The organism is Streptomyces sp. TN58 (genome assembly GCF_001941845.1).
Lineage (GTDB): Bacteria > Actinomycetota > Actinomycetes > Streptomycetales > Streptomycetaceae > Streptomyces.
The window spans coordinates 496,331-508,650 of sequence record NZ_CP018870.1; the positions used below are offsets into that span (position 1 = coordinate 496,331).

15 protein-coding genes are annotated in these 12,320 nt (G+C 72.6%); 7 read left to right on the forward strand and 8 right to left on the reverse strand.

What is annotated here, in order from left to right:
• Nucleotides 1–150: 150 nt before the first annotated feature.
• Nucleotides 151–1,452 (forward strand): Na+/H+ antiporter NhaA, encoded by a 1,302-nt coding sequence (gene nhaA / locus BSL84_RS02350; RefSeq protein ID WP_045321046.1) that lies wholly within the window; start codon nucleotides 151–153, stop codon nucleotides 1,450–1,452.
• Nucleotides 1,453–1,477: 25 nt separating this feature from the next.
• Here the strand turns inward: nhaA and BSL84_RS02355 are convergent, their stop codons facing one another.
• From BSL84_RS02355 to BSL84_RS02365, 3 genes are all read right to left on the reverse strand, one after another.
• On the reverse strand, nucleotides 1,478–2,563 hold the full coding sequence (locus BSL84_RS02355; RefSeq protein WP_051873190.1) for a PucR family transcriptional regulator: 1,086 nt from the start codon (nucleotides 2,561–2,563) through the stop codon (nucleotides 1,478–1,480).
• 175 nt (nucleotides 2,564–2,738) lie between these two features.
• The gene (locus tag BSL84_RS02360) at nucleotides 2,739–3,056 is read right to left on the reverse strand and encodes a hypothetical protein (protein WP_045321047.1); all 318 of its coding nucleotides are present in this window, start codon (nucleotides 3,054–3,056) and stop codon (nucleotides 2,739–2,741) included.
• Nucleotides 3,057–3,188: 132 nt separating this feature from the next.
• A complete protein-coding gene (locus tag BSL84_RS02365) occupies nucleotides 3,189–5,087 on the reverse strand; it encodes an NAD-binding protein (protein ID WP_075969688.1) in 1,899 nt (632 codons plus the stop codon).
• A 231-nt stretch (nucleotides 5,088–5,318) separates the two neighbouring features.
• Between BSL84_RS02365 and BSL84_RS02370 the strand changes: the two genes are divergently transcribed.
• Both BSL84_RS02370 and BSL84_RS02375 read left to right on the forward strand, forming a co-directional pair.
• A complete protein-coding gene (locus BSL84_RS02370; RefSeq protein WP_045321049.1) occupies nucleotides 5,319–5,525 on the forward strand; it encodes a hypothetical protein in 207 nt (68 codons plus the stop codon).
• A gap of 197 nt (nucleotides 5,526–5,722) precedes the next feature.
• Nucleotides 5,723–6,010 (forward strand): hypothetical protein, encoded by a 288-nt coding sequence (locus BSL84_RS02375; RefSeq protein WP_030030332.1) that lies wholly within the window; start codon nucleotides 5,723–5,725, stop codon nucleotides 6,008–6,010.
• Nucleotides 6,011–6,080: 70 nt separating this feature from the next.
• Here the strand turns inward: BSL84_RS02375 and BSL84_RS02380 are convergent, their stop codons facing one another.
• Together BSL84_RS02380 and BSL84_RS35950 are read right to left on the reverse strand one after the other, a co-directional pair.
• Complete coding sequence (locus tag BSL84_RS02380; RefSeq protein WP_051873279.1) at nucleotides 6,081–6,479, reverse strand: hypothetical protein; 399 nt, start codon at nucleotides 6,477–6,479, stop codon at nucleotides 6,081–6,083.
• Nucleotides 6,480–6,557: 78 nt separating this feature from the next.
• The gene (locus BSL84_RS35950; protein ID WP_158879774.1) at nucleotides 6,558–6,767 is read right to left on the reverse strand and encodes a hypothetical protein; all 210 of its coding nucleotides are present in this window, start codon (nucleotides 6,765–6,767) and stop codon (nucleotides 6,558–6,560) included.
• Between the two features lie 500 nt (nucleotides 6,768–7,267).
• On the opposite strand from BSL84_RS35950, the gene BSL84_RS02385 reads away from it, so the two are divergent.
• Together BSL84_RS02385 and BSL84_RS02390 are read left to right on the forward strand one after the other, a co-directional pair.
• Nucleotides 7,268–7,642 carry a hypothetical protein gene (locus BSL84_RS02385; protein ID WP_030030329.1) on the forward strand — a complete coding sequence of 125 codons (375 nt, stop codon included), beginning with the start codon at nucleotides 7,268–7,270 and terminating at the stop codon, nucleotides 7,640–7,642.
• 194 nt (nucleotides 7,643–7,836) lie between these two features.
• Complete coding sequence (locus tag BSL84_RS02390) at nucleotides 7,837–8,193, forward strand: ArsR/SmtB family transcription factor (protein ID WP_030030327.1); 357 nt, start codon at nucleotides 7,837–7,839, stop codon at nucleotides 8,191–8,193.
• A 91-nt stretch (nucleotides 8,194–8,284) separates the two neighbouring features.
• Here BSL84_RS02390 and BSL84_RS02395 read toward each other — a convergent pair whose 3' ends face one another.
• The gene (locus BSL84_RS02395; protein ID WP_030031279.1) at nucleotides 8,285–9,898 is read right to left on the reverse strand and encodes a phospholipase D-like domain-containing protein; all 1,614 of its coding nucleotides are present in this window, start codon (nucleotides 9,896–9,898) and stop codon (nucleotides 8,285–8,287) included.
• Between the two features lie 187 nt (nucleotides 9,899–10,085).
• Between BSL84_RS02395 and BSL84_RS02400 the strand changes: the two genes are divergently transcribed.
• The gene (locus BSL84_RS02400; protein ID WP_075969689.1) at nucleotides 10,086–10,985 is read left to right on the forward strand and encodes an NAD-dependent protein deacetylase; all 900 of its coding nucleotides are present in this window, start codon (nucleotides 10,086–10,088) and stop codon (nucleotides 10,983–10,985) included.
• A gap of 45 nt (nucleotides 10,986–11,030) precedes the next feature.
• Nucleotides 11,031–11,534 (forward strand): VOC family protein, encoded by a 504-nt coding sequence (locus tag BSL84_RS02405; RefSeq protein ID WP_324616510.1) that lies wholly within the window; start codon nucleotides 11,031–11,033, stop codon nucleotides 11,532–11,534.
• Nucleotides 11,535–11,541: 7 nt separating this feature from the next.
• On the opposite strand, the gene BSL84_RS02410 is transcribed toward BSL84_RS02405, so the two are convergent.
• Both BSL84_RS02410 and BSL84_RS02415 read right to left on the reverse strand, forming a co-directional pair.
• Nucleotides 11,542–11,850 carry a hypothetical protein gene (locus BSL84_RS02410; protein WP_075971946.1) on the reverse strand — a complete coding sequence of 103 codons (309 nt, stop codon included), beginning with the start codon at nucleotides 11,848–11,850 and terminating at the stop codon, nucleotides 11,542–11,544.
• 5 nt (nucleotides 11,851–11,855) lie between these two features.
• Nucleotides 11,856–12,299, reverse strand: coding sequence for a membrane protein (locus tag BSL84_RS02415; RefSeq protein WP_045321051.1), 444 nt, complete (start codon nucleotides 12,297–12,299; stop codon nucleotides 11,856–11,858).
• Nucleotides 12,300–12,320 lie beyond the last annotated feature (21 nt).

Sequence of the window (12,320 nt, forward strand, 5' to 3'; positions counted from 1 at the left end):
GCGACATCCCGCCCCGCCCGATAGGGTGTGAAGAACGCGTCAATATGCCCATCACACCGAAGGGCGGACGCGGGGTGTGCCGGGAAGTCTGGTCGGCGTCATAGGGGCCGTGTGCCCGAATGCTGCCGACGCCCCGGAGGTTCCCCCGCCATGACCCATGCCCCGCCCCCACAGCGCTCTCCCTTCCTCGGCCTGCTTCCCTGGTCCGAGCGACGCGCCATCTCCGAGGCTCTGCGCACCGAGACCATCGGCGGACTCGTACTCCTGGCCGCGGCCGTCATCGCCCTCGTCTGGGCCAACAGCCCCCTCGGCGACGTCTACCAGCAGGTGCGCGACTTCCACTTCGGGATACCCGCCCTGGGCCTCGACCTCTCGGTCGGCCACTGGACCGCCGACGGCCTCCTCGCCGTCTTCTTCCTCGTCGCGGGCATCGAGCTCAAGCGTGAACTCGTCGTCGGCGAGCTCCGTACACCGGCGACCGCGGCCCTCCCCGTGATCGCCGCCGTGTGCGGCATGGCCGTCCCCGCCGCCCTGTACGCGCTGACCGCCGGACTCGGCGGCGGCAGCCTCGACGGCTGGGCCGTACCCATGGCCACCGACATCGCCTTCGCACTCGCCGTGCTCGCGGTGATCAGCACGCACCTGCCCGCGGCCCTGCGCGCCTTCCTGCTGACCCTGGCCGTGGTCGACGACCTCGGCGCCATCCTCATCATCGCGGTCTTCTTCACCGCCGATCTGAACTTCTGGGCCCTCGGCGGCGCCGTCGCCGGGCTGCTCGCCTTCTACGCCCTCCAGCGCTTCCGGGTCCGCGGCTGGTGGTGGTACGTCCCGCTCGGCATCGCCGTCTGGGCGCTGATGTACAACAGCGGCGTCCACGCCACCGTCGCCGGCGTCGCCATGGGCCTCATCCTGCGCGCCACGCGGGACAAGGGCGAGGAATCCGCCCCCGGGGCCCGGGTTTCCCACCTCGTCCACCCCTTCTCCGCCGGTGTCGCCGTCCCCCTCTTCGCCCTGTTCGCCGCCGGTGTCACCGTCTCGGCGGGCGCTCTCGCGGACGTGTTCACCCGGCCCGAACCGCTCGGCGTGGTCGTGGGCCTGGTCGCCGGCAAGATCCTCGGCGTGTTCGGCGGCACCTACCTCGCCGCCCGCTTCACCCGCGCCCGCCTCAACCCCGACCTCGCGTGGGCCGACGTCTTCGGACTGTCCGTCCTGGCCGGAATCGGTTTCACCGTCGCCCTGCTCATCGGCGAACTCGCCTTCCCCGGCCAGGACGTCACCGAGCAGATCAAGGCGGCCGTCCTCATCGGCTCCGTCGCCGCCGCCGGACTGGCCGCCCTCTTCCTGCGCCGACGCAACACGGTCTACAAGCGCCTGTACGAGGAGGAGACGCTGGACGCCGACTCCGACGGCGTCCCCGACATCTACCAGCGCGCGAACACCGCCGAGCACTGATCGAAGCGCCCGCGGGACCGGCCGGTCACTGCTCTTTCCCCGGCCAGTCCAGCAGCCGGGCTCCGATGACGGCCGTCTGCAGGGTGTAGCGGTGGCGCGGATCACCGGGGTCGGCTCCGGTGAGCTTGTGTATGCGTTCGAGGCGGTACGTGAAAGCGCGGACGCTCAGCGACAGCAGGCGCGCCGCGTCGGTGGCCACGCACCCCGTGTCGAAGTAGGCATTGAGGGTGTCGATCAGCGGCCTGGCGCCGCCGCGCGCCTGCCGGAGGGGGCCGAGAACGGTCTCGACCAGGTCGGCCATGGCCTGCCGGTCCCGCCCGAGGACCGGGTAGACCAGCAGGTCCGCGGCGTGCAGGACCGGCCCCTCCAGGTCGATGCGGCGGGCGAGGTCGAGGGCGTTGAGTGCCTCCTCGTAGGAGTGGACCACTCCCCCGGCGCCGGCGTGGGGCCTGCCGATGGCGACCAGGCCGCCGTCGGTGGCGGCGTACGCCTGCTTCGCGAAGTAGGCCAGCACCTCGGGCCGGTCGCCGGGGGCGACGCAGATCAGCCGGCCCTCCTTGGTGGTCAGCAGGATGTTGCGGTGGCCGAACCGGGCGAGGACGGCCGTCTCGACCCCCCGCACGGTGCTGTAGCCGTCGCCGTACGGTTCCGGTCCCTGCGCCACCGCCACCGCGTGGGCCTGGGCCAGTCGCAGGCCGAACCGCTCGGCCCGCTCCGCGAGCCGCCCCAGATCGCTGCCGCCGTACAGCAGGTCGTCGATGAACTCCCGCCGTTCGGCCTCCTGTTGCCGAACGGCCTGCTGCTGGGCCCGCTCGTACCCCTCCGCGAACGCGTCGACCGCCTGCTCCAGCGCGCCCAGCAGGTAGGGCAACTCCCTTACGGGGAGGTCCGGCTGGATCTCCCGGGTCAACGCCAGGTGGGCCCGTACGAGCGACCGCAGGCCGATGCCGGCCTCCGCGGCCCGTTCGCCCGCGTCCCGGCGGGCCTCCAGCTCGGCGCGGGTGAAGCGGCGACCGGTGGCGCACACCTGGCGCAGGAGGTCCGCGCTTCCCTCCAGATACTCGTCCGTCGCCTGCTGCTCGTCGCTCAACCTTCGGCCCGCCCCGTTCATGCCCGTCACTGCCCGGGGGCCAGCCTGCCATGCCTCCGGCGGGGCACACTCCGCAGGTCGGCCATCCGCGCCGGGGCGCGGCCGCATGTCCCGTCCCCGGGCCTGTACGGAGGAGGCGGGTGGCCCGGACGGGAAGCGGGTGGAGGTGGAACCAGGGGGGTGGAGCCCCGCTCGGTCAGCGCGCACTCTTTGGACCGACGCGGCGCGCCCGTACCGCGGCCTGGGTGAAGAACACCGCCGCCGCGACACACAGCGCCACCCCGGCGGCCGAGCATGCCGTGGTCAGCCCGGCGGGGGCGTCCAGCATGCGCGGCACGGTGTTCAGGCACGCCTGCGCGTACAGGCCGAGCATGGCGTAGGCGTAGGCCCGGGCGACGGCGCGGCTGCGCAGCCTTTCCGGCGTCCACCCCCACAGGAGCGCCACGGGGAGGGGAAGCAGGAGGAGCGTCGCCGCCGCCAGGGCGACTGCGTGGAGGGCGGGGTTCGCGTGCATGGGTTCCTCTCTGGTGCGGATGATCACCGTACGGCCCGGCCGTCGGGGGATCACATGCCGGAGTCCGGCAGTCTCGCCACCCCGTGGCTGCCGCCCGCGACGCGCCGCCCCGCGCCTCTCGGGGCGGCCTCCTCACGCGCGGGAGGCCGGGACGGCGCCGCGGCCGAGCAGCTCCGCCAGGCCCCGGCGGGTGGCCGCCAGGACGACCCGGTCCTGCGCCTTGAGGACGTAGCCGGGGTGCAGGTCCCAGACCAGGCCGGCCTCGGGACCGCGGGCCTCTTCGGGCGTGGCGGCGAGGTCGGGCCGCCGGTCCTCCGGTGCGCTGGTGTCCAGGGCGATCACGCGCCATGCCCCGGGGCGGAACGACTCCGCGACGGTCCGTCCCTCCAGCTGCGGATGTCCCTCCACCACGAGCGCGGCGAAGAGCAGCACGCGCCGCTCGACCGGCACGGCTCCGAGTACCTGCCGGCCCATCATCGCTCCGGCGAAGGCGGGCGCCGCCAGGTGGGTCACGCTGCGGCTGCGGGTCAGCGCCTCGGGGTGGGCGGCGCGCAGGGTGCGGTACACGGCCGTCGCGAAGTCGTCCTCGTAGAGCCGCATCACGACCCGCAGGTCGGGCCGGACGGCCCGCGCGTACAGGGCCGCCTCCAGGTTCGTGATGTCCGCGCTGGTCAGGGCGAGCAGGGCATGCGCACGGCCGACCCGCGCCGCTTCGAGCACGCCTTCCTCGGTCACGTCTCCGAGGACGACGGGGACGCGCAGGCGCCGGGCGAGTTCGATGCCCCTGGCGTCCGGGTCCGACTCGACGCACACCACGGGGATCTCCAGTTCCCTCAGCCGCGCCAGCACCCTGGTGCCGACCTTGCCGAGGCCCAGCAGTACGACGTGGCCCGAGGCCCTGCGCGGCGGCCGGCGCAGTGTGGTCGCGGTCCGGAACGCCCCCAGGCCCTCCAGCGCCGCCGCCACGAGGACCGGCAGCAGGAGCAGCCCCACGAAACCGGCGAGGATCTGCAGTGTCTTGCGCTCGGGCGGCTCCCCCACCGCGGGGTCGTTGATGGCGAAGAGGTCGAGGAGGGTGATGTACGCCGCGTGCAGCGGGTGGTCCCCGGTCGTGATCCAGGCGGCCACCGCCAGCGCGCCCACCGCTGCGACGATCCCCGCGAGGGACCACCGCAGGCGGCGGGAGAACAGGGAGGCGACGGGGAAGGCTGCGCCCGCCAGGCGGCCTGCCGATACGGCGGGGCCGGCGTGGGAGACCGCTTCCAGGGCGACGATGCCGCGACCGGTGGCGGCGGCTACCGCCCGGTCGTCCGGCAGCAGTTGCGGCCCGCGCTCGCCGCTGTGTTCCGAGCCCTCCGCTCCGGCCGGGTCGCCGGAGGTCGCCGACAGCAAGGCCAGTGTGCACAGCCCCGGATCGGCGACCTCCCCCGGGCCCGGTGGCGTGCGTTCGACCGCGCGCAGGAGCAGGCCGTCCGCCTGCACGATCTTGCTGGTGCCGGCGACGGCGGAGGCGGCGAGGGCCGGCGCGGCGGTGTCCGCGTCGGACAGGACCGTGGTCGACGCGTCCAGTTCCCGCAGGTCCAGGCCGGGCTCGGCGATGATCGCGGCCTGGTCGAGCAGCTCTTCGAGGTGCTGGCCCAGCTTGCGGTTGTAGAGCCTGATCACCAGCCGGAGCCTGGGGTTGAGCCGGCGGGCGACGAGAGCCGCACGCACGTTGACCTCGTCGTCCTCGTACACCAGCGCCAGCGCGGCGGCCCGCTCCACCCCGGCCTGCGCCAGCAGCTCCTCGTCCGGTTCGGCTCCTTCCACGACACGCAGGTGCGGGTCCGCCTCCCCGGGCCCCGGGACGCGGGGGTTCCTGGCCACGGGAACGCGGCTCAGCAGTCCGAGGGCGGAGCGCCTGGACCGCAGGCCCACCACGGGCTGCTGTGCGCGGGCCTCGGGCACCACGAGCGTCACGCGCTCCCGGTACACGTCCCGAAGTTCGCCTGCCAGCCGCCTGGCCAGACCGTCATCGCCGCAGACGACCATCCAACCGCCGGGCAGGGGGAGTTGGGACCGTGAGTGATTCGCCACCGATCAAGTGTGCCTGGCGTCGGACGGTTCGCCGCACGCAGCCGGACGCATGCACCCCGTGTCCGTCCGGCTCGCCTCGCGGTCCTGCGGGGCAGAGCCCATGCTGGGGAGTAGGGCACCTTGGCACCTTCGGCCTGAGGTCTGTCCTCCCACGAGGCCGTGCAGGGCGCCCGTGAGGAGGAAGTCATGCGTATCCGCAGAACGCTGGGCCTCGTCCTGGCCGCAGCCACCCTCGCCGGAGCGGGCGCCGTCGGTGCCGTCAGCGCCCAGGCGGCCGCGTCTCCGACGATCACCAGGCAGGAGTGCACGGACGCGGGCGGGCAGATCAGGTCGGTCCCCTACGGCGGTGACACCTGCACCCTGCCCGACGGAACCAGCCAGAAGATCACCTGACGGAGAACACACCGCCAGGTGACGCCCTTTCCTGCGCCCCGGCGGCCGCACCTGGCGCCGGGGCTCCGTCGTGGCGGCTGCCCGTGCAAGCCGTCGGACCAGCGCCAACTGGCCGCCCAGCATGGGAATTCGGCCACACCGTGGCCTGGTTCGACGACCAGTCAGAAGCTGTGCTGCTTCGAAGTACGCTGACCCACATGACCGATACCAGCACGAATGACGAGCAGGTGTACGACGACCTGCGCGCCCTGACGGACCAGTACATGCAGGCCGTCCGTACGCGTCTCGCCGAGATCGAGTCCCCCCTCACCCGCGAGCGCGGCGCCCGGCTGGTCACGGACGAACTGCTCACGGGCGCCAAGCAGGCCAAGCTCATCCGCAGCGCCGCCGTGGGCGAGTTGAAGCAGGGCCGTACGCTCAAGCAGGTCGCGGAGCTCACCGGTCTCTCCGTACCGCGCGTCGACCAGCTACTCAAGGCGAAGTAGCCGGTCGGCGGCCGCCCCGCACCCGACGACAGGGCCCCGATGACCGCTTCCGGGGCCCTTCGCCCACCTCTCAGCGGACCGCCCCGCGTACTGCGGCGCCGGCTCCGTCGCGGCGGTGCGCGGCATGGAGGGCGACGGCGGCGGTGGCCGCGGCGAGGAGTCCCGCCGTCATGAATCCGTCGCGCGAGCGCCAGGAGAGCACCGACCAGCAGGACCGTGCGGACAGCAGCGAGCCCACGCTGAGCCATGACCCCGCGGAGAGCAGGGAGAGGGCGGAGCCGACGGACGCGGCGGAGAGGGCGGAGCCCACCGATCCGACGGACAGCACCGAGCCGACCGATCCGATCGACAGGACCGAACCGACGGAGCCGATCGACAGGATCGAGTCCTTCGAGCACAGGGAGAGGTAGGAGCCGTCTTCCCGGCACGGCGGCTTCGCCGGCGTCCGCCGTGCGGTCGCTCTACGCACTTTGCCTGATTCCGCCATCACACGCCCTGCTTCCGGTCGGGTTCCCTGTCCCCCATCTTCGCCCGAACGGGCCCCGGATCAGCCGAAGCTGCGCCGGTGCTCCGGGGTCTGCTGCGGTGGGATGTTGCGCAGCCGGCGAGCCGGAGGGCGCCCCGGGGCGGTCCCGTGTGGGCCCTCGTCGCCGGATCGTCCTGCCGTCTGGTCGGGTTGCTCAGGTGCCACTGCCGGGACGAGCGCGATCACAGCGATGACCGCCGCCACCACGACGAGGATGACTGCAATGCTCACGGACATGAATCCCGCCTTTCGCCTTGAGCTTCACACCTTGTGGCTACTCAGCGTTTCCAATATTCCGTCACCTAAACACGGTAAGTAATTCCGGGACGCGCCCCTTTGGTCACCGTGCTCGCCCAAGGCGCCGCATGACGAAGGGTGCAGCCGACACCTGTCGGCCAAACGCCGCAACAGGTGTCGCGGGTGCGGCGGATGGGCCGCACGGGCCGCACGGGCCTGCCGGAGACGGACCGGTCGGCGCTGAGCTGCGCGGACGCGTTCCCACGGCCCCGCATGCGGATCACAGGAACCCTCGTGAACGCCGCCAAGTGCCGTGCGGTTTCCGACAGTCGGGCGATCGCGGGCCCGCACCTTAGCGGATGGACAGCCATATGCTCCCCGAATATCCGATGTTCACCACATCCCCCTCGTCCGGCGCGTAGCGTCCCCTCCGTCCAACCCGGCCGGTGATGGGAAGCCGGTCAGGGCCGTGAAGAAACCAGGAGGCTGCAACGATGGTCAACGTAGAGACGTCCCTGAAAGAGGCGATGACCTCGATCGAGGGGAGCGTGGGAGCGGCGCTGGTCGACTACACGAGCGGCATGGCGCTCGGCACGCTGGGCGGCGGCAAGGACCTCGACCTGACGGTCGCCGCCGCCGGCAACACGGACGTGATCCGGGCGAAGATGCGCACCATGGAGATGCTGGGCATCAAGGAGGACATCGAGGACGTACTGATCACCCTCGGCGGCCAGTACCACCTCATCCGCCTGCTCAAGGGGCGTGGGGGCAACGGCCTGTTCCTCTACATCGTCCTGGACAAGGGCAAGTCGAACCTCGCCATGGCCCGCCACCAGCTCAAGCGCATCGAAGCGGACCTGGAACTCTAGCCGCCCTCCTGTGCCCCGATTCCTTTTGCCCATGAGTTGAAGAAGTCTTCAACTCGGCACATCCGAATGTGGTCACCCAAGGGTGAGGCGGGGCCGGGGTACAGGAGAATGGCTGGTCATGGTCACCGGGGGCGGGCGCGGCAGGACGAAAGCCGTCCCCGTCCATTGGTCAGAACCCGGGTAGGAGTTGCCACATGCAGGTCCCGCTGTACCAGGCCAAGGCGGAGTTCTTCCGGATGCTCGGGCACCCCGTCCGGATCCGTGTTCTCGAACTCCTCCAGAACGGCCCCGTACCCGTGCGCGAGCTGCTGAACGAGATCGAGATCGAACCGTCCAACCTCTCGCAGCAGCTCGCGGTGCTGCGCCGCTCCGGCATCGTGGTCTCGATACGCGACGGCTCGACGGTCAGTTACGCCCTCGCCGGCGGCGACGTGGCGGAACTGCTGAGGGCCGCTCGGCGCATCCTCACCGAGCTGCTGGTCGGGCAGAGCGAGCTGCTCGCCGAACTCCGTGACGCCGACACCTCGGTGCCTACGGGTCCTTCGTTGTAGACGGTCGTGCGCGCCGCCGGGGCACCCTCGAAAGGGGCCCCGGCGGCGCTGCGTTCAGGCCCGCCGCGGCGGGCGCCGGCCCGGCCGGGCGTCAGCCCTGGCAGAGGCCCCGGGCGTAGTCGTACGTCGCGGTGGCCTGGGAGTAGCGCCACTGCGGGTCCAGCAGGCCGCTCTTGAGCTGTGCGGCCGCCGCCGGGCTCTCGACGACGTAGCCGAAGTCCTGCAACCAGGACGGGTAGAGGTTCTTGGAACCGATGTAGAAGGCCGACCCGTCCACCGAGACCAGCTTGTGGTGCTGGGCGTAGGGCTTGCCGTCCGCCCAGGTCGGCTGGTCGGAGGCGCGGAACGTGGCCAGCTGGAGGTTCTCGCACAGGGCTGTCCGCGCACGGCCGCCGTCACCGGTCAGGGCCGTGACCCGGCCGCGCAGGGCGTCGCTCACCTCGGAGAGCGACTTGATCTGCGAGTAGCCGCCGCTGCCGATCGTGCCGCGGTTCGCCGGGTCGCTCACCACGATGCGGACCTTGACGCCGGAGAGGAGCTTCGCGGCGAGTGCGTCGTAGAGGCGTACGTCGTAGCGGGGCAGCGGCGGGCAGGTGGCGTGCACGTCCTGCTGGGAGATCTCGATGTGCGAGGTCGCGCTGGAGACGAGGGCGCGCAGGGCGCTCTCCTCGGGGTTGACGGTGTCGTAGTCCCGGTCGGCGTTCGTCCTGTCGGACACCCCGATCCCGCACTTGGTGTCGCCGGCCGTGGGCAGGACGGGGCGGAAGGCCGAGGCGGGGTCGTTCTGGCGGATGCCGACGCCGAGGCCGCCGACCGCCAGCGCCGGTACGTCGCCGCCGCCCTGCGGGTTCGCGGGCCGGGGCAGGGCGGGCATGCAGTCCGCGCCGGGCGAGGCGGCGAACCAGACCGAGTTCCAGTTGCCCTTGTTGCGGCAGGTCCAGTCCCAGAGGGAGTCCAGGTAGCGGCCCGCGGAGCCGGCGGCGGGCCCGGACAGCGCGAGGTCGACGTCGCTGACCGGATGGGTGGTGTCGAGGTAGTCGTCCTTCCAGCTGTTGATCCCGCCGGTGATCACCGAGCCGCCGTCCACCACGACCAGCTTGGAGTGGTTCCAGGAGAACGCGGTCTTCGAGGTGGTCATCGAGGCCACGTTGAGGGTGATGGCGGCCGCGTCGGCCGGTCCGAGCCTGGCGAGCAGCTCGTCGCGGTAGGACGAGGGGATGACGGTGGAGTGGTAGAGGGGCGCGGCGCCCACCATGATGCGGACCTTGAGCCGGTTGCCCTTCTGGACGGACTCCTTCAGGCCCGCGACGATCGCGTCCTGGAAGCCGCCGTTGGGGAAGGGCGCCAGCGTCGATATGTCCACCGTCTCCCGGGCGCCGGCGATGTCCTGGCGCGTCTTCTCCAGGAGGCGGCGCGATCCGGGCCGGTCGGTGCACGCGGCGTCGCCCCAGCAGCCGGGGGTCTGGAGCAGCCAGTCGGCGCCACCGGGGGTGGAGGAGCCGAGCCGGTTGCCGGAGGTGCGCTCCCAGACCGAGCCCTCCAGGCCCGGCGAGACCTGGCGCAGCGTCTGCTCGACCGAGTCCAGGTGCGGTGTGGGTGCTTCGGCGGCGTAGGCGGGGGCGGTGGCGGCGGCGCCGAGGAGGGAGAGGCCGAGTGCGAGGGCCGAGGTGGAGACGAGGGCCTTCGTACGGACGGTGCGTGCCAATGTGTTTCCTTGACTGGGGGGGTGGCTCGGGCCGGGGAACGTGGGTCGGCCACGTCTCCGACCTTGATCAACTGACGCAAGTTACCAGTCCGTAGCCCCTTGTTCGCCCGCCTCGGGCGAGTTCCGGCCACAGGGCCCCGGCCCGCTGGGCGGAGGCGGTGGGCGGCCGGTTCCGTACCCTGGTCGCATGCGTATGCGCCCCACCCTGAGCTGGACGCCCACGGAGGATCCGCGGCCCGCCACCACGGATCCGGAGCCCGTCGCCGACGCGCTGAGCGCCGGCGGCGTGCTGGTGCTCAGCGGTGCGGGCATCTCCACGGAGTCGGGCATTCCCGACTACCGGGGTGAGGGCGGGAGCCTGCGCAGGCACACCCCGATGACCTACCAGGAGTTCAGGGCGAGCGCGCAGGCCCGGCGCCGGTACTGGGCGCGCAGCCACCTCGGCTGGCGCACCTTCGGCCGGGCCACGCCCAATGCCGGGCACCGGGCCGTCACGGCGTTCGGGCGGCACGGGCTGCTGTCCGGGGTGATCACGCAGAACGTCGACGGCCTGCACCAGGCCGCCGGCAGCGAGGACGTGGTGGAACTCCACGGGAGCCTGGACCGGGTCGTGTGCCTGTCCTGCGGGGCGTACTGCCCGCGCCGCGACCTCGCGCGCAGGCTGGAGGAGGTGAACGCGGGCTTCGGGCCGGCGGCCTCCCGGCTGAATCCGGACGGTGACGCCGACCTCACCGACGAGCAGGTCGGCGACTTCCGCGTGGTGCCGTGTGCGCGGTGCGGCGGCGTGCTCAAACCGGACGTGGTGTTCTTCGGCGAGGCGGTTCCTCCGCGACGGGTCGCGCGCTGCCGCGAGCTGGTCGACGGGGCGACCTCGCTGCTGGTCCTGGGCTCCTCCCTGACGGTGATGTCCGGGCTGCGGTTCGTCCGCCAGGCGGCGCAGGCCGGCAAGCCGGTCCTGATCGTCAACCGGGATCCCACCCGCGGCGACCCCCATGCCGTCACCCGGGTCGCCCTGCCCCTGGGTACGGCCCTCACCGGCCTGGCCGCCCGTCTGGGCGTCCCCGTGGACGCCGAAGCGGCGCCCTGACCCCGTGGAATTCCGCCGCAGGCACCGAGGGAGGAGGGGCGGCCGATGTCCGACATGCCGTCACCCGGCGCCGAGCCCGATCCCGAGTACGCGGACACGCCCGCGCCCGCGTCTACGCCCGCGTCCGGCACGGCCCGGCCTGTCGGCGGGACGCTGCACCACGTCGAGATCTGGGTGCCCGACCTCGGCCGGGCCGCCGTCTCCTTCGGCCGGCTCCTGGAGGCCATGGGCTACACGCCGTTCCAGAGCTGGAGCCACGGGCGGAGCTGGCGGCTCGGAACTTCGTACCTGGTGTTCGAGCAGTCCCCGGCCCTCACGGCCGACCGTCACGACCGGTGCCGCCCGGGGCTGAACCACCTGGCCTTCCACGTGGAGGACCACGAGCGGGTGGAGGCCCTGGCCCTGGAGGCCCGGCGGTACGGGTGGAGTCTGATGTTCCCCGACCGCCACCCGCACGCGGGCGGCAGCCGCAGCTACGCCGCCTACCTGGTGAACACCGACGGCTTCGAGGTCGAACTGGTGGCCTTCGACCACCCGGAACCGGAGTGAGGGCCGGTCATGGGCTCGGCTTCCGGACCCAGGCGCCCTCGGGCCCGACGGGCCCTTCGGGCGGGGCCGGCGCTGCCGCCGCGCGCCGCAGCTGCCGCAGGGCCAGCAGGCCGCCGAGGCCGGGGACGCAGGCCCGCCACCTCACCCCCGGCTCCGCCGTTGCCCGCCAGGCGGTGAGGATGACGACCAGGTACGCCGTGCCGTGCACGGGACCGCCCAGGGAGGCGACCGCCTCGGCGTGGACGGTGAGGAGGTTGCCCAGCAGGAGGGCCAGGGAAGCGGCCTCCACCCGGGCCGCGACGAGCAGTACGCGCATGTCGGTCACGCCCCCGTGGTGGAGCCGGGGCGGACGATCATCAGTACGACGACGACCGCCCAGAGCAGGTTGAACACGCCGGTGGCCATCGCCAGCCGGGCCGCCCCGGACGTGTCCGGGCCGTCGAGCAGCCGCTGCTGTCCGGGCAGGATCGCCATCACGAGCAGGGCCGCCGCCGCGGCGGTGAGCACGATGGACACCAGCAGCCAGGCATCGGTCAGGACGCCGAGCCGGGCGCCCGTGGCGACCCCGAAGACGGGTACGGCGATCCCGACCGCCGTGTAGGCGCGGCAGATCCGGTGCAGCACGCGGGCCGTCCGCAGCCCCTCGCCGGCGTCCTCCTCGGCCGGGGTGCGGGTGTGGCGCGGGAACATCGAGGCCGCGACCGCGATCGGCCCGATCGCCAGGATCGCGGCCAGCACGTGGACGGACAGGAGCAGCTTGGTCACGGCGTTCTCACGCCTCTCATG